The following is a 16,494-nucleotide window of genomic DNA, read 5'->3' as shown; positions in this document are numbered from 1 at the left end:
ATAAGCGTTATGTATTCATATCAACACATTTGGATCAAGTTTTTCAAACGCTGAATAAAGGTCCTTAATGGCTAAGCAGACACCAAAAACAAGTATAAGAAAAGTCCTAGTCAGCGCTGTGATGTTAGTCACTGCGTTATGTTTATCGTTATCAATTTCAATCTCTACCTATCTTGATGTCAAAGAACAAAAGCAACTGGTTATCAATAAGCTTGATATGATTGCAGAAATCATCGCTTTTAATGCGCAAATCACCCTGATATTCGAAGATAGAAAAACAGAAGAAAAACGCTTAAAATCTTTCAATAAAGTTGAACTAGTAAAAAATATTCATATTTATGACATTGACGATGTCACCAATAAACCCGTTTTTTTCACGAGTTATAACGCCAGCAAAACCCCCCCTGTTCCATTAAAAGTAAATAGTGTAGAAGACTTAAAAGTCCCTAGAATAACGGCAGATTATATTGAACTTGTTAAGCCAGTTGTTTATGAAGGGAAAATAGAAGGCTATGTTTATATTCGAGGAGGGTTGGAAAGGTTAAATAAGTATATTAATACAAAAATACTCGTTGATATAATGTTAACTTTATTTGTTTTGTTGTTAGTCTTATTGGTTGCTAGAGGGATACAAAAACGCATCGCAACCCCAATAGAGGAACTATCTCTATTATTACAAGATGTTTCCAAAAACCATAATTACAATACACGTGCAGAGCGAAGTAATATAGAAGAAGTTAATACACTCGCCACCAATTTAAACGTTATGCTAGCGCGAACTCAAAACCAATTAGAGCGCCATAAAGCTGATAAACAAGAAATAAAACAACTTAATCAAAGCCTAGAAGAAAAAGTAAATCAGCGAACTATCGCGTTAAGAGAAGCAAATCAAGAACTTCTCAATACCCTCGAAAGAATGCACCAATACCAGAATCAAATTGTTGAAAACGAGAAAATGGCCTCGCTTGGACAAATGGTTGCAGGCGTTGCTCACGAAGTAAATACCCCTATCGGTTTAGGCGTTACAGGCTCTACTCTATTACGCGATAAGTTATCTGATATAAAAACAGCGTTCGAACAAAAAAGTTTAACATCCAAGCAGCTCGAGCGATTCATTGGTGATGGTATAGAAAACCTCGATTTAATCTATAGAAACTTAAATCGAGCTGCCGATCTTATCTCTAGCTTTAAACGCGTTGCAGTTAGCCAAGATCTAGAGCTCAGCTCTGATGTAAACGTAACCAGCTTACTGAACAATATTATGACAGCAATGAAAGCTGATATTGTAACCAAAAACCCAGTTATAGATGTCCAATGCTCTACAGACTTAACCGTTAGTAGTAAAGCTGGCCCTTTACAACAGGTCTTCGAGCAACTCATTTCTAATTCGTTGCTCCACGCTTTTAAAAGCATCGAAAACAACATAATTCATATAAATATTACACGGACTAGTGGACAGCTTTCCATTATTTATGCTGACAATGGCGGTGGAGTACCCGTTTCCATTCGTAAACGAATTTTTGACCCCTTTGTCACTACGAAAAGAGGTGAAGGGGGCAGCGGCCTTGGTATGCATTTAGTCTATAATTTAGTAACGCAAGCATTAAATGGTAATATCGCGTTAGATGAAGCATATGACAACGGCACTCGATTCATCATTACATTGCCTTTGGTAGAGATAGGGTAATGCGAAGTATATTTATTATACTGGTACTTTTTGCATATCCTGCCTGTGCAAAAAGCCCAAATGAGGTACGTTCTGCTTTTTTATATCAAATGGCTAAATTTATTGAGTTCCCTAATCAACAAACAAAAATATCGACTCGCTTTTGTTTTTATCAAATAAATACCGGACCTGGTGCTATTTTAGCTAAAAATAAAAAACTAAAAATAAGAAAACGGCCAATCGAAGTTATTAAAATAGCAAATAGTTCAAATATAATGGAACTTTCTCAACAGTGTGATATCACATACATTGATGAAACGAATGAAAATGATATACTGTCTACTTGGACCGATACAACCTCTTTAAATATGGTTTTGGTTGGAGATAGCATAGAGTTTCTAGAAGATGGTGGTGTCGCTTCATTGGTCCAAGAAGGGAGTAAAATCCGACTGTATATAAATAAGCAACAGGTCACACAGCATAATTTTACTGTGTTATCTAGATTACTTGCAGTTTCTAAGTTTCATCCCAACTGATTTTACTTGTTAACAATTGGATATACTCCTATAATCGTAAATATTCGGTTTTATTAGATAGCACCGAATAACATGTAAATAATATATTCCGAAAAGGTTAATTTATAATGCAAACGCCAGTCATTCTGATTGTAGAGGATGAAGACGTAACTCGCCTGAACCTCGTTAGTTTATTTGAAGCAGAAGGTTACAAAGTAATTGAAGCCATTGATGGCGATGACATGCATGACAAACTGACAACGCATGACGACGTCAATCTTGTTGTTATGGACATCAATCTTCCAGGTAAAAACGGCTTAATCTTAGCGCGTGAACTACGCCAAAAAAGAAATATCGGCTTAATTTTCCTAACTGGTCGCGATAACGATGTTGATCGCATCCTTGGGCTGGAAATTGGTGCTGATGATTACATCACAAAACCATTTAACCCACGAGAGTTAACTATTCGTGCTCGTAACTTGATCTCTAGAACTGGTTCAGCAGGTGAAGAGTCAGCCATCGAGAGTAATGGTGTGATCACGTTTAATGGTTGGGAATTAGATGAAAATAGTCGTTGCTTAACGTCTCCTGCGGGAGAAGCAAAGCGCTTGCCTAAAGGTGAGTATCGAGCACTTCGTTTAATGCTAGATTCACCGGGTAGAATTTTTAGCCGTGAGCAATTAATTAAGCACATGACAGGTCGCGAACTTCGTGCTAATGACCGTACCGTTGATGTAACGATACGTCGTATACGTAAGCACTTTGAAAGTGACAGCAATACCAGCGAATTGATCAGCACTATTCATGGTGAAGGTTATCGTTTTATCGGTAAAATTGACGGTTAATTATACTGGCTGTTTTGCACTTATATAAAGGGGCTTATTTAGCCCCTTTATTTATTCTTATTCCTACATACGAGCCTGCTAAAGAAACACTAACTCTCTTTATTAGAACCGAGTACGCTAATTGCGTCTTTTAACGATGCTTGACCGTCTTTTATTTTCTCTTCGAGTTCAACAACCCACTGACTTAACTTGTCAGCTCCAACGTTACCTGCATCGAGTTCCATTACTTTGGCATGTAACTGCACTTCCTGTAAACCCACAGAGCCTGCGGCTCCTTTAAGCTTATGAGCAACCGAACTATACTCTTCAATATCACCAGCACTTAATGCACTGCGTAACTCTTCACAATATTTAGGGTTTAACGTTTCAAATAAATCACTACTGCGCTTAAAAGGCTTAACACCCATAGAGGAGACAAAGTCGATGATCGTTTCTACATCAAGCAAACGGTAGTCTTCACTATTGAGCACTATCACTGACTGTTCGTCGCCTCCTGTATGCGCTTTATTTGAGTCAATTCCAAATAACTCTGCCAACATTTTATCTAAACGTGTTGTATTAATTGGCTTCGCCAATGCGCCTTGAATACTAATCCCTTGCAACTCCTGCTCTGCACTTCGCACATTTGCGGTCAGGGCAACAATTGGCAAGTTATCATAGTGACTATCTGCTCTCACTTCCCTTGCTACTACATCACCATTAATATCTGGGAGTTGCATATCCAGTAGAATTAAATCAAGTTCATCTTCTGTTGCGACCAGCGATAAAGCATCTTCACCCGTTTCAGCCCAGATCACTTCATGCCCGCGCTGCTCTAATAAATTAGTTGCTATTTCAGCATTTAATGGCACATCTTCCACCAGCAAAATATATAGGCTTCTACCTGCATAGCTTTGCACCTTAGGTGCACTGCAGAGTGTCAGTGGTATTTCAACATCAAATCGACTGCCCTGCCCCTCGATACTGCTAACATGTATTTGTCCGTTCATAGCGCTAACCAGCGCTTTTGTTACTGCCAGACCAATCCCCGATCCAATCGCATTCGCACCAGTTGTATCTGGCGCTTTATAATACATGTCAAAGATACGCGCTTGTTGATCACTGGGTATGCCCATTCCAGTATCGATAACACTAAATGATAACCACTGACCCGACTCTCGGTTCTCTCTTTTAAACTCTAATGTCACACTACCTCGATGAGTGAACTTCACCGCATTATTAATCAAATTCCATAATACTTGCCTTAAACGAGTTGGATCTAACAATGCGTAAATGTCCAAAATCCCTGTGCGATGAATTAAAAACTCTAAACCTTTTTGATCCGCTATAAGACCGGTAAAATTGACCACGTCATTAATAAAATCAGAGACATTAATACTGTCGGTTGCAATATCAAGCTGCTCTCTGTCAATTTTATCCAAATCAATGATGTCATTAAAAATATTGCCAAGTGTTTCCGCACTAGAAAAAATAGTATTACACCAACTTTTCTGCTGCTGGGTGAGCTCGGAGTCCAGCATCATACGAGTAAGACCAACAATACCATTCAGTGGGGTTCTTAATTCATGGCTTAAGGTTGCAATAAATTTACCTTTGTCTTTATAAGCGGTTTCCAATGCTTGCTCAGCTTCTTTACGGCTTGTAATATCGCGGCCAAACGCAAGTAATCCGATGTATTCCCCTTTATCATTAATAAAAGGTAGTTTTCGCATTTCGAACCAACGACTTTCACCATCAACCGGATACTCTACATCTAAGGTCATGGGTTGTTGTGTTGTCGCAACTTCAGTATCGGTACGAAGTACCTCTGGTAAGTAATCCTGAGGGTAAATGCTCTCAACCGACTGACCAATTAATTCTCCACTACTTTTGCCAATAACCAGTTCAAACATCTTATTACACCCAGCGAATATGCCATGTTGGTCTCGGTAATAAAACAAATCCGGAGAAGAGTCGACTATTGAGCGTAATAGCATACTTTGCTGTGCAAGCTCTTGCTGCGTTTTCTTGCGTTCAGCTATTTCTTTACGCAGCTCTTCGATTGCACGATGCTTTGCGTGCAATGCCATTTTCCTCTCATCAACCTCATTATTTAAACGATTAATATTGTCTTTGAGTGTTTGGTTTAATAGCTTTTCTTGCTGAGTGGCAGATTCTAAATAAATTTTCGATGCTTCCAGCTGCCGCATTGCATAAATGGTTATCGAAATCAGTACTGGGGACGTTACACCTGCAAAAAATAGTACGGCTAACACATCAACAATGATTATTTCACCCAATGCAATGTAATAGAACATGCAAGATAAAATAAGGGATACTAGCAACAAAAATGCATAGCAAAACAATCCAGCTGCTTTATCACCAAACTTATTGAGAAGGCTTACCAATACACGGCCCCACGGGCCAAAAGAAGATTCAATCATAGTTACCACTTACCCTATTAACCTGCCCATTATACCTAAGCACTAATAAGAAGCTAATTATCCCTGTTATTCGTATCGCTTGTTTCTATACTGTATAGCCAACTGCACGAAATGACACTTTATCGATACCATTTCTTTTACATTCATAGGCAAATGGTCAAGTTTTAGTGTAATATGCGCGACTTTAATTGTCGTGACAATGAGGGTATACATGCAAACAACAATGCCAGACATCGCACATTCAGCCGACGCTTTGCAAACAGGCAAGCTAGACTGGGTGGGCATGGGCAATATCGAACTACCACTACTTTTTGCCAGTAAAGGTCTAAGCGATACGCATGTTACAGCAAAAGCCGATGCATTTGTAAACTTACAAAAAGAAGATGCTAAAGGCATTCATATGTCACGGCTGTTTTTGGCTTTAGACACGTTATCGTGTGAACAAAGTCTTACACCTAAAACGCTCACTCAAGTTCTTGATAGCTTTATCTCAAGTCACCAAGATTTAAGCAATGCGGCTAAAGTCTCAATTCACTTCGAATTACCATTACGCCGTCAGTCATTATTAAGTCAAAAGCAAGGTTGGAAAAGTTACCCCGTGACAGTAACCGCAACACTCAACGATGGTGTTGCGCGTATTGAACTTGCTGTTGACGTTACTTATTCATCCACTTGCCCGTGTTCAGCAGCATTAGCTAGACAGCTAATTCAAAATGCTTTTGCAGACAAGTTTCAACAACAAACCGTTGATACTAAGCAAGTACATGCATGGTTAGGTACCACTGAAGGGGTTCTTGCTACACCTCACTCACAAAGAAGTATCGCCAATATAAAGGTTTTACTAGCATCCGATTGCGAAGAATTCGATATATTGACCCTCATAAATCAAGTTGAAGATGAACTAAAGACCCCAGTCCAAGCAGCCGTAAAGCGTGAAGACGAGCAAGAGTTTGCACGTTTAAATGGTCAAAATCTCATGTTTTGCGAAGACGCGGCCAGAAAACTTAAAGCGCTGTTCAACCAGACCAACTACCAAGATTTTTTTGTGAAAATTAACCATTATGAATCACTGCATGCGCACGATGCGGTTGCCTACGCAGTCAAAGGCATAGATCAAGGCTACAAAGCTTAATCGTAGCCAATCTAAAAATAAACTAGAACCACTCTACAACTCGGCACAGCATTTGCTTAATGACATTAAGTGTCAAATTGTTGTTGTGGAGTGTTCTATGGAATTCGCTTTATTATCTATTTTAGCTTTGGTTGTTGTTGCGTCGATTGTTGCGGCAAAATATAGTGATGCCGGTGGCAACCCCTATCCGTTTAGCCGTAAAGAATCTGTTTTTAGTACCGTTGAAGCATCATTTCTTACTTTATTAGAGCGCGCTGTTGGTGATAAATTCAAAATTGTGAGCCGGGTAAAGCTCATTGACTTAATTGAATGTAAACCCGGCTTATCAAAAAAAGCACGCAGAGCTGCCCTCACAAAAGCAAAAAACAAACAACTCGATTACGTACTTGTCGATAAAGAAACATTGAATATTGTCGCTGCCGTTGATCTCGTAAACAACAGTAATAAAGGTGGGCACAAAGCGCAACGAGATTGGTTCGTCAATGGGGCTCTTGAATCTGCCAATATCCCCCATATTCGTATGAAAGTTAAAGCCGGGTACAAAGCAAGTGAAGTACGCAACGCCATTTTATTTAAACTAGGTAAAACCCCACAACCCCCTAAAAAGTCACGATCTCGAGTCGAGAAACCTGCGGTTATGTCGCCTTCACAAGCAAAAGCCCATTCAACTAATTTAGCAGAAATTTAACACTTAGAATAAAGTAGCAGGTAACCTCCTGCTATTTTCTATTGTGCAAACGCATATTTTACAAACTCGCATTTAAGCCAACCTTAGGTATAATATTCAATAACTTTGTTTAGGAACTAAATCATGAAAATAGGTATTATTGGTGCCATGGAGCCGGAAGTAGCCATATTGCGAGATGCTATTGCCAACAAAACACAAACCAGCAAAGGTGGCTTTACATTTTATACTGGCGAACTTTCTGGTCATACCGTGACGCTAGTTCAGTCGGGCATTGGTAAAGTTGCTGCAACCGTTGCAACAACTTTACTCATCGATAATTTCGAACCGGACTGTATTATTAACACCGGCTCAGCAGGTGGCTTTGAGCCTTCATTGAATGTCGGTGATGTGGTTATATCAAGCGAAGTACGTCACCACGATGTTGATGTTACAGCGTTTGGTTATGAGATTGGTCAAGTACCCCAGATGCCTGCTGGCTTTGCGGCACATCCAGCTTTAATTGAAGCAGCTCAAAAAAGTGTTGCAACCTTGTCCAATACACAAACTATGATTGGTTTGATCTGTACTGGTGATTCATTTATGTGTGAACCGACACGCATTGAACAAGCCCGTACAGATTTCCCTACTATGCTCGCGGTTGAGATGGAAGGAGCAGCCATTGCCCAAGCCTGTCACGTTCTGCATACTCCTTTTGTTGTGATACGCTCATTATCTGATATTGCAGGAAAAGAGTCGCCACAGTCCTTTGAAGAATACTTGGAAGTTGCTTCTATTAACTCATCAAAGCTGGTTAACGAACTGCTTGAGCAACTAACAACCGTAACCCTTTAGCGTGATACTCGAGCTACTGCAGGCCCAGCAGGGCTTGCTTATTTTTGTGATGGCTATAGCATGTGCTCATCTGTTTCCTATGCACTATAACTATCACCCATTTACTCTTTTAGAATTGGTTTTTAAAGGTATTGCTGAGCGCGTCTACCAACCATCAAACAACAAAGCACATCAATACTTATCAGGCACACTGGCTTGCTGTCTTCCAATTCTTGTATTTTTACTTTTATCCGTCGGTATAAGCGTACTTGCATTTCATCCTCAATGGTTAGGAGGTGTTGCACTGTATTTGTGTCTTGACACTCAAACAACAAATCGCACTAAACGCATTGCCACTTTATTAAAGCAGGGCCAAAAAGCCACAGCAAGGCAACTTTTGGCCACTATCGTTGCACGGGATGTGGCAAACCTTTCAAGCATGGGAGTTGCTAAAGCTTGCATTGATAGTACCGCTTTACGGACCATAAGACATTACTACGTAATGGTCGTATTCTATTTACTTGGTGGGCCAATGCTGGCTCTCATATACAAACTACTGCTGCTCTGTAATCACGCATGGCGAGCGCACCTTGCCCCCAACATGCATTTTATGAAGCCACTAAATACCATTATTACAGTTATAGAGTGTTTTCCTATTCGTGGGTTTGTTTTCTTAATCTCACTCAGTCTCAATTATAAAAAAGTTCGCCATTACTTAAAGCATTACGCGCGCTTTTTTTACCAACAAAACTCAGGCTGGATTTTATGCTTCTTTGCAGCAAATCTACACACTCAATTAGGCGGTCCTTGTATGTATCAAGCTAAACGGTTTAATAAAATGCGTATTGGCAGTGATCGACCACCTGAGCCTGATGACCTAATACAGTTACTTACCTTATTGAACCGCGTACGCCTATTTAGTGCGTTAGTATTAACCCTAGTTTGGATAGTGTATCAAACTCTAGTTAACTACTCTTAACGGCTGACAAATCCATACTTAGCTGACACGTGAGTTCAAAATACGCAAACAAAAATGGCCAGCATTGCTGACCATTTTTACTTTACCCTAAACGAAGGGACGCACTATTTAGCTTACGGTTATTTTAGCAAATTTACGTTTGCCGACCTGATAAATAGCCGTACTGCCTTTTTCAATAACTAACTTGGTATCCGTCACTTTTTCTTCACCATTTAGCTTAACCGCACCTTGTTTAATCATACGCATCGCTTCAGAAGTACTTGCAACTAAACCTGCTTCTTTCAACAAAGCGGTAATAAACGTTGTAGCGTCTGCAATTTCAATGGTCAGTTCTGGAATATCATCTGGTAGCGCATTTTTTTGAAAGCGCTGAATAAAATCTTGATGCGCTGCTTGTGCATCCTCTTCACTGTGAAAACGTGCAATCATTTCCTTTGCAAATTCGATTTTGATGTCTCGTGGATTACGACCATTCGTAACCTCTTCTTTCAAGCTCGCTATTTCTTCAAGTGATAAAGCACTTAATAATTCATAGTAACGCCACATCAAATCGTCTGAAATAGACATCACCTTACCAAACATTTCCGTTGGTGCATCGGTGATCCCGATATAATTACCTAAAGACTTAGACATTTTTTGAACGCCATCGGTCCCTTCTAGTAACGGCATCATTAGTACCGTTTGTGGCTTTTGCCCTTCTGATTTTTGCAGCTCTCGGCCCATCAGCAAATTAAAACGCTGATCTGTTCCACCTAATTCAACATCAGCTTTCAATGCAACCGAATCCCAACCTTGAACTAGAGGGTATAGAAACTCATGGATTGCAATTGATTGACCATTAGCATAACGCTTTTTAAAATCATCACGCTCAAGCATACGAGCAACAGTTTGGCTAGCTGCAAGCTTAATCATGCCTGCACTGCCCAATTGTTCCATCCAAGTAGAGTTAAACGCAACTGTCGTTTTTGCAGGATCTAATATTTTAAATACTTGCTCTTTATAGGTTTCTGCATTGGCTAGCACATCATCACGAGTCAATGGCTTTCGTGTTACATTTTTGCCGGTTGGATCACCTATCATCCCTGTAAAATCACCAATTAAGAAAATCACCTCATGACCTAAGTCCTGAAAGGTCTTTAATTTATTGATTAGAACAGTGTGGCCTAAATGCAAATCAGGGGCTGTTGGGTCAAAACCTGCCTTGATCTTTAACTTTTTACCTGACTTGAGTCTTTCTTTTAATTCGTCCTCAATCAGGATTTCCTCTGCACCGCGCTTTATCTCTGCAAATGCAGTATCTAAGTCCACCATTCATCGCTCCAAAAATTTCAGTTTATCTGTCGATTCTAGCCTATATTGGGATCAGTTTAAATGCACAAAATACTGGTATTAGCGCTTTATTGCGTATATCCTGCAATAATATCTATAATATCTATAATATTTCTTGACATCAGAAAAGGCGCTTTATGGTTAACGTGGTGCACAAGCTCCCTAAAAAACACAAACTGCTAATTCTGGGCGTTGCATCGGCAATGGCTATTATTGCTCTGATCCCATCAGAAAAAGCAACCGCATCCAAAGATCATGATAAGAAAGCACTCGAAATTGGCAAGCGCTATGAATTGCCGGTTAAAGTCAGTGAATCACCTGAGCAGTTAACTGAATTAAATTCGGTGACTACAGAAAATGTTGAGTCACAGGTTATATTTGATTTTGAAGATCACGCAGTTAAATCGGGTGACAGTTTAGCAACAATATTTAAACGGGCAGGCTTTTCAGCAAAAACCCTGCATACCTTAGTTAACACCAATGCTGAAACACTAAAACTAAAAAAAATCCACCCAGGGGAAGTGTTAAGCTTTGCAACCAGCCCTGAAGGCAACCTCGCTCAGCTTAAGTACATATTATCAAAAACAGATACTTTGCTCGTCACTCGCAATACTGAGGGCCGTTATGATACAGCCATACAAAGCAAGGAAATTGAGACGGTAGAAAAGTCAGCGGGTGGTGCTATATCATCTAGCTTTTGGACCGCTGGTATTGCTGCGGGATTAAGCGAACGCCAAATAATGAACTTTGCCGATATTTTCGGTTGGGATGTGGACTTTGCAAATGATATTCGTAAAGGCGATCAATTTTCCATCGTGTACGAGTCCCACTTTGTTGATGGTGAAGAAATTGGCAATGGAAAAATAATCGCCGCTGAGTTCATTAATCAAGGCGAGCGCTATACCGCAATTCGCCACACAGATGATAACTTTTATACCGCACAGGGACGCAGTATGCGAAAAGCTTTTTTACGCGCCCCTGTCAACTTTAAGTATATCAGTTCGAGCTTTAACCCTCGTCGCCTTCACCCTGTCACAGGAAAACGTTCTGCACATAGAGGAATTGATTATGCAGCGAGAACAGGTACCCCTGTCGTCTCGTCTGGTGACGGTAAGGTCATAAAATCAGGCCGCAATCACCTCAATGGTAATTACGTGTTCATTCAACATGGCAGTAAGTACGTCACCAAATATCTACATTTAAATAAACGACACGTACGTAGTGGTCAAAAAGTTAAGCAAGGTCAAAAAATTGGGACCGTTGGTGCAACAGGCCGTGTCACTGGCGCACATCTACACTACGAGTTTCTGGTGAATGGCGTACATAAGAATCCAAAAACAGTAAAACTACCAAAATCTCAATCTTTACCAAAAAATGAGTTAGCTAAATTTAAACCCGCTGCAAAAACACGATTGGCTCAGCTACAACGCCATAGAGAGCTGCAATTAGCACTGAATAATTAAGTACCACTTACCAAAAGGTCAAAAAATAAAAAAACCTCGCATTAGCGAGGTTTTTTTATGGGAATAATGCCTATTATCTTGCATTATTTCTTTGTCTATTACTTGTCACTTTTGGCTTGGTATTCGCTTTCTTAAACTGGCTGAACCCACTGTGCCTTGTTAAAGCTGGACGAGATCCCCTTTTATTAGAGGCTACTTTTTCATTGCGCCCTTCTTCAGGGACGAGACAATTAGGCCCTTTACCAATTAAGTTTGCTTTACCCATTTTACGCAGTGCTTCACGGATCATAGGCCAGCCTGATGCATCATGGTAACGTAATATCGCTTTATGTAAACGACGCTGCCGAGCACCTTTAGGCACAGCAACTGATTCCTTATTATTTTTAATATTCCGTAATGAATTCATTTCGGTGTGATAAATCGTGGTTGCATTTGCCATAGGAGATGGATAAAAATTTTGTACTTGATCAAGTTTGAAATCATTACTTTTTAACCACAGCGCCATATTTACCATATCTTCATCAGTGGTACCTGGGTGAGCTGAGATAAAATAAGGGATCAAATATTGTTTTTTGCCCGCTTCTTTTGAGTACTTGTCAAATAGCGCTTTAAATTTGTCATATGTTCCCATACCAGGCTTCATCATCTTAGATAACGGCCCTTGCTCTGTATGCTCTGGCGCAATTTTCAAATAGCCCCCCACATGATGACTCACGAGCTCTTTAACATATCTTGGGTCTTCAATCGCTAAATCATAACGAACCCCTGATGCAATGAGGATTTTTTTAATCCCTTCCACATCTCTGGCTTTTCGATATAAATCAATTGTAGGCGTGTGATCAGTATCCATATGCTTACATATGTCAGGGTAGACGCAAGACAACCTGCGACATGTACTTTCTGCTTTCTTACTTTTACAGCGCAACTTATACATATTTGCCGTCGGACCGCCAAGATCAGATATCACCCCTGTAAATCCAGGTACTTTATCTCTGATCTGCTCTATTTCTTCAATAATAGACTCTTCAGAGCGACTTTGAATAATACGCCCTTCATGTTCGGTGATAGAACAAAAGCTACAGCCACCAAAGCACCCACGCATAATATTGACTGATGTTTTTATCATGTCATATGCTGGAATTTTCGCATCTCCGTAACTTGGATGCGGTATACGTTGATATGGCAGGCCAAACACCATATCCATTTCTTCGGTTTCTAAAGGGAATGCAGGCGGGTTTACCCATACGGATCGATTGCCGTGGCGTTGAAACAACGCTCTAGCACAACCTGGGTTCGTTTCTTGGTGTAAAATGCGAGATGCATGAGCATACAGAGGTTTGTTAACACTAACTTGTTCGAAAGCAGGTAATTTTACATACACTTTTTCCCAAGGCTTTAATCTTGGTGGCTGAACTGTTATCGGTTTTGCTGCTTCTTCTGCTAGGTTTACACCTGCTTTGGCGAACTCTGATTTACTACAACCCACATCATCCGCACCGTAAGGATTTGGGATAGGATCTATTTTACCCACTTTATCAATCGCGGTAGAGTCACTTCCTCTCCATTGTGGCAAAGGCTCCTTACGGATCACTGCTGTACCACGAATATTTTGGATGGAGGCTACCGGATCCCCTTTGGCAATACGATGTGCAACTTCAACCAGAGGCCGTTCTGCATTGCCATAAATTAGAATATCTGCTTTTGCATCAAAGATAATACTTCTGCGTACTTTTTCCTGCCAGTAATCATAATGTGCTATTCGACGAAGGCTGGCTTCAATACCGCCAATGATCAAAGGCACTTCTTTATATGCTTCTCTGCAACGCTGACTATAAACAACAACAGCTCTATCGGGACGCATTCCCCCTACATTACCTGGTGTATAAGCATCATCATGGCGCATACGCTTTTCAGCAGTATAACGATTGATCATCGAGTCCATATTACCGGCCGTTACCCCAAAAAATAGGTTTGGCTGACCCAATGTCATAAATGCATCTTTGCTTGACCAATCTGGCTGGGCAATAATACCCACCCGAAACCCTTGAGCCTCTAATACTCGGCCAATAACCGCCATACCAAAACTAGGGTGGTCAACATAAGCATCGCCCGTTACAAGTACGATATCACAGCTATCCCAACCTAATTCATCCATTTCTTGACGTGTCGTCGGAAGGAATGGGGCTACGCCATAACACTCAGCCCAATATTTTGGGTAAGAAAATAACGATCGTTCTGCTTTGAGTGCGCTCATAGTGGTACCTGCAGGAAAAAAGAGTCGAATTATAACTTAATTATCTGCATGCTCATACTATAGAATATTCCAACGAACAGGATAAACAAATGCGCTATTGGAACAAGCAACATACACCTTTTGATACGTCACTTTGATTACGGTTAAGGTTTATAGTTTTTCAAAAAATCCATGAGTTCGTGGCTCGGCATTGGCTTAGCATACATGAAGCCTTGCACTTCATCGCACCCTAATTGCTTGAGTAAGTCTGCTTGGGCTTGTGTCTCGACCCCTTCAGCTATCGTTTTTAGCCCTAAGTGACGCCCTAATGAAACCACAAGATCTGCAATTGCACCGCTGTCATTGTCTGGAATATCTTTAATGAATGCACGGTCAATTTTCAATCGTGCCAGAGGCAACTTCTGTAAGTAGCTTAATGATGAAAACCCAGTACCAAAATCGTCAATTGCGACTTCAACACCAAACTCTTGAAGCTCTTGCAAAGTGTCAATAACAACCCCGATTTCGTCCATAACCACACTTTCAGTAACCTCTAACTCTATCTTTTTTGGATCAACTTGATGTGCCAATAATGTATTCTTTACACCTTGAGCATAATTTGCAACTTTAAACTGTGGGACCGACACGTTCACTGCAACACTGATATCTAGCCCAACACTCACAAGCTGCTTTTGCTGTTGACAGGCTTGCTCTAAAACCCACTGACCAATATCCACAATTAACCCGGCATCTTCTGCAAGTGGTACAAAGATAGCCGGTGAAATATAGCGGCCATTACCTGAAGGCCAGCGTAACAAAGCTTCGCACCCTATTACCGCTAATGTATCAAGAGATAATTGGGGCTGATACCACACTTCCAGTTTGCCTTGTTCGAAATCTTGTCGCAATTGTCGGATGAGTCCTAACCGCCACGCCATTTTCTCTTCTAAATCTGGTGAATACCAGTCGATAAACTTTTTACCTTGTTTCGCTTGATTCAACGCAATATACGCAAGCTTTAAAGTATCGATACCCAGTTTACTGAAATCACTTTGCTCGCAAATCCCTACATGAAAATGCATCGTTAAAATATGCTCGTTAACTTGATAGGGGATCATTAACGCTTCAATAAAATGTTGCTCATCAAAGCTGCTTTTAGGTAGTAGCAAACCAAATACATCGGCACCTATTCTTGCGATAAGCTCCGCATCGATAAACTCTTGCTGTAACCGCTGCATCACTGCTAATAGCAACTGATTACCGACTTCTTGCCCTAAACCATTATTAATATCTGAGAATTGCGCTATATCAATAATAACAAAAAGCAGTTCACTCGTTACTGCCGAAGGTGTCGTACTATCTTCGATATAATAACGTTCAACTTGTTGAGAAAAACTACTTCGATTTGGTAATTTTGTTAAAGGATCTTTATAAGCTACGTCTCGTAACTCATTGAATAATTTTATGTTATCTAAACCAACGCTCACATTCGCCAGAAAGATTTCCATAAACTGCAGCTGCGCTGCATTTGGTTTAACATCGAGCTCTAGATAGACTGCTGCACGGCGGTTTTTTCCTTGCAGCAACACCGTAATATCGTGCTCTGTTTGTTGATGCTTGGCAAAGTCAAAACAGTTCTGAACCTGCATAATAACTCTGCCATTGTCTAGCTGCTCTAACCCTTGACCAAAAAAAGCTTGATAATCCGATGTACCACCGAGCACCACAATGCGTTTATCATCTCCATGATTACCACTGACAATACCATTGGGCTCACTGCCCAATATTTTAGCTAACTGCATAACCACAGCTAAACCAAACGTTTTCATATCGCTATGCCCTAAAATGGCATGAGACGCTTCAAGAATACGAGTTAATGCTGTGCTTTGTGCCTCCAGCTCACAGATTTGTTGATAGGAACGGATCGCTGTCATTAAAGAAGTGACAAGTTTGCTGCGAGTAAGCTCTGTTTTCATTTTATAGTCATTAATATCGTATTCACGGATCACTTGCTCTTCAGGCGCATATCCTGGTTGTCCCGTTCTCAAAATAATACGAACATTATGATTTTGTAACTCATCGCGCACACGTCTAACTACGGTAAGCCCCGCATCATCACTTTCCATTACTACATCAAGTAACAGAATACATATTTCAGGATTATGTACTAAAGCATCAATCGCCTCAGTTCCTGAATAAGCATGATGAAAACGAAGTGCACGGCCCCAAAATTCAACTCCAGAGAGAGCCAATTTCGTCACTGAATGAATTTCAGGATCGTCATCTACAACAAGTACATCCCAAAAGTCACTGGTTGTCACCTGTTCGTGCGTATCTTCATCATGATCTAAAAACAAAAAATCATCTTGCTCAGACGCCATTCTCTATCCTTCAACTCACTTACCGCTTTA

General features: G+C 40.4%; 12 protein-coding genes. 8 read left to right on the top strand and 4 right to left on the bottom strand.

Annotated elements, in window-relative coordinates; translation table 11 throughout:
- The first annotated feature begins 67 nt into the window (after positions 1-67).
- The 3 genes from J8M01_RS02790 to arcA all read left to right on the top strand — a co-directional run bounded on the left by J8M01_RS02790 (position 68) and on the right by arcA (position 3,026).
- A complete protein-coding gene (locus tag J8M01_RS02790; protein ID WP_211056933.1) occupies positions 68-1,687 on the top strand; it encodes an ATP-binding protein in 1,620 nt (539 codons plus the stop codon).
- Positions 1,687-2,202 (top strand): YfiR family protein, encoded by a 516-nt coding sequence (locus J8M01_RS02785; protein WP_210995445.1) that lies wholly within the window; start codon positions 1,687-1,689, stop codon positions 2,200-2,202. Before J8M01_RS02790 ends, J8M01_RS02785 begins: the two co-directional genes overlap by 1 nt.
- Positions 2,203-2,309: 107 nt before the next feature.
- On the top strand, positions 2,310-3,026 hold the full coding sequence (gene arcA, locus J8M01_RS02780) for a two-component system response regulator ArcA (RefSeq protein WP_192508364.1): 717 nt from the start codon (positions 2,310-2,312) through the stop codon (positions 3,024-3,026).
- A gap of 89 nt (positions 3,027-3,115) precedes the next feature.
- Here the strand turns inward: arcA and arcB are convergent, their stop codons facing one another.
- The gene (gene arcB, locus J8M01_RS02775) at positions 3,116-5,449 is read right to left on the bottom strand and encodes an aerobic respiration two-component sensor histidine kinase ArcB (RefSeq protein ID WP_211056932.1); all 2,334 of its coding nucleotides are present in this window, start codon (positions 5,447-5,449) and stop codon (positions 3,116-3,118) included.
- A gap of 211 nt (positions 5,450-5,660) precedes the next feature.
- On the opposite strand from arcB, the gene folE2 reads away from it, so the two are divergent.
- The 4 genes from folE2 to J8M01_RS02755 all read left to right on the top strand — a co-directional run bounded on the left by folE2 (position 5,661) and on the right by J8M01_RS02755 (position 9,058).
- Positions 5,661-6,581: a GTP cyclohydrolase FolE2 gene (gene folE2, locus J8M01_RS02770; RefSeq protein WP_211056931.1), complete on the top strand. Its 921-nt coding sequence runs from the start codon at positions 5,661-5,663 to the stop codon at positions 6,579-6,581.
- A gap of 97 nt (positions 6,582-6,678) precedes the next feature.
- Positions 6,679-7,269: a DUF2726 domain-containing protein gene (locus J8M01_RS02765; protein WP_210995442.1), complete on the top strand. Its 591-nt coding sequence runs from the start codon at positions 6,679-6,681 to the stop codon at positions 7,267-7,269.
- A gap of 123 nt (positions 7,270-7,392) precedes the next feature.
- On the top strand, positions 7,393-8,100 hold the full coding sequence (gene mtnN, locus J8M01_RS02760) for a 5'-methylthioadenosine/S-adenosylhomocysteine nucleosidase (RefSeq protein WP_192508368.1): 708 nt from the start codon (positions 7,393-7,395) through the stop codon (positions 8,098-8,100).
- 49 nt (positions 8,101-8,149) lie between these two features.
- The gene (locus tag J8M01_RS02755; RefSeq protein ID WP_247670958.1) at positions 8,150-9,058 is read left to right on the top strand and encodes a cobalamin biosynthesis protein; all 909 of its coding nucleotides are present in this window, start codon (positions 8,150-8,152) and stop codon (positions 9,056-9,058) included.
- A 108-nt stretch (positions 9,059-9,166) separates the two neighbouring features.
- Here J8M01_RS02755 and tyrS read toward each other — a convergent pair whose 3' ends face one another.
- The gene (gene tyrS / locus J8M01_RS02750; RefSeq protein WP_192508589.1) at positions 9,167-10,366 is read right to left on the bottom strand and encodes a tyrosine--tRNA ligase; all 1,200 of its coding nucleotides are present in this window, start codon (positions 10,364-10,366) and stop codon (positions 9,167-9,169) included.
- Between the two features lie 158 nt (positions 10,367-10,524).
- Here tyrS and J8M01_RS02745 point away from each other — a divergent pair, with 158 nt between their 5' ends.
- Entirely contained in the window at positions 10,525-11,850 is a 1,326-nt protein-coding gene (locus J8M01_RS02745) for a peptidoglycan DD-metalloendopeptidase family protein (protein ID WP_210995441.1), read from the top strand.
- A gap of 73 nt (positions 11,851-11,923) precedes the next feature.
- Here the strand turns inward: J8M01_RS02745 and J8M01_RS02740 are convergent, their stop codons facing one another.
- Together J8M01_RS02740 and J8M01_RS02735 are read right to left on the bottom strand one after the other, a co-directional pair.
- Complete coding sequence (locus J8M01_RS02740; RefSeq protein WP_211056930.1) at positions 11,924-14,104, bottom strand: YgiQ family radical SAM protein; 2,181 nt, start codon at positions 14,102-14,104, stop codon at positions 11,924-11,926.
- Positions 14,105-14,247: 143 nt separating this feature from the next.
- Entirely contained in the window at positions 14,248-16,464 is a 2,217-nt protein-coding gene (locus tag J8M01_RS02735; RefSeq protein ID WP_211056929.1) for an EAL domain-containing protein, read from the bottom strand.
- Positions 16,465-16,494: the final 30 nt, after the last annotated feature.

This window comes from Pseudoalteromonas sp. MMG005 (assembly GCF_018101015.1).
GTDB lineage: Bacteria > Pseudomonadota > Gammaproteobacteria > Enterobacterales > Alteromonadaceae > Pseudoalteromonas > Pseudoalteromonas aurantia.
Note: the sequence above shows the minus strand (reverse complement) of the source record. Positions and strands in the feature narration are given on the sequence as shown.

What these genes read in the sequence shown, in the direction of transcription:
- J8M01_RS02790 (WP_211056933.1), top strand. Translation starts at nt 68, where the DNA reads ATGGCTAAGCAGACACCAAAAACAAGTATAAGAAAAGTCCTAGTCAGC.
- J8M01_RS02785 (WP_210995445.1), top strand. Translation starts at nt 1,687, where the DNA reads ATGCGAAGTATATTTATTATACTGGTACTTTTTGCATATCCTGCCTGT.
- arcA (WP_192508364.1), top strand. Translation starts at nt 2,310, where the DNA reads ATGCAAACGCCAGTCATTCTGATTGTAGAGGATGAAGACGTAACTCGC.
- arcB (WP_211056932.1), bottom strand. Translation starts at nt 5,449, where the DNA reads ATGATTGAATCTTCTTTTGGCCCGTGGGGCCGTGTATTGGTAAGCCTT.
- folE2 (WP_211056931.1), top strand. Translation starts at nt 5,661, where the DNA reads ATGCAAACAACAATGCCAGACATCGCACATTCAGCCGACGCTTTGCAA.
- J8M01_RS02765 (WP_210995442.1), top strand. Translation starts at nt 6,679, where the DNA reads ATGGAATTCGCTTTATTATCTATTTTAGCTTTGGTTGTTGTTGCGTCG.
- mtnN (WP_192508368.1), top strand. Translation starts at nt 7,393, where the DNA reads ATGAAAATAGGTATTATTGGTGCCATGGAGCCGGAAGTAGCCATATTG.
- J8M01_RS02755 (WP_247670958.1), top strand. Translation starts at nt 8,150, where the DNA reads ATGGCTATAGCATGTGCTCATCTGTTTCCTATGCACTATAACTATCAC.
- J8M01_RS02745 (WP_210995441.1), top strand. Translation starts at nt 10,525, where the DNA reads ATGGTTAACGTGGTGCACAAGCTCCCTAAAAAACACAAACTGCTAATT.
- J8M01_RS02740 (WP_211056930.1), bottom strand. Translation starts at nt 14,104, where the DNA reads ATGAGCGCACTCAAAGCAGAACGATCGTTATTTTCTTACCCAAAATAT.
- J8M01_RS02735 (WP_211056929.1), bottom strand. Translation starts at nt 16,464, where the DNA reads ATGGCGTCTGAGCAAGATGATTTTTTGTTTTTAGATCATGATGAAGAT.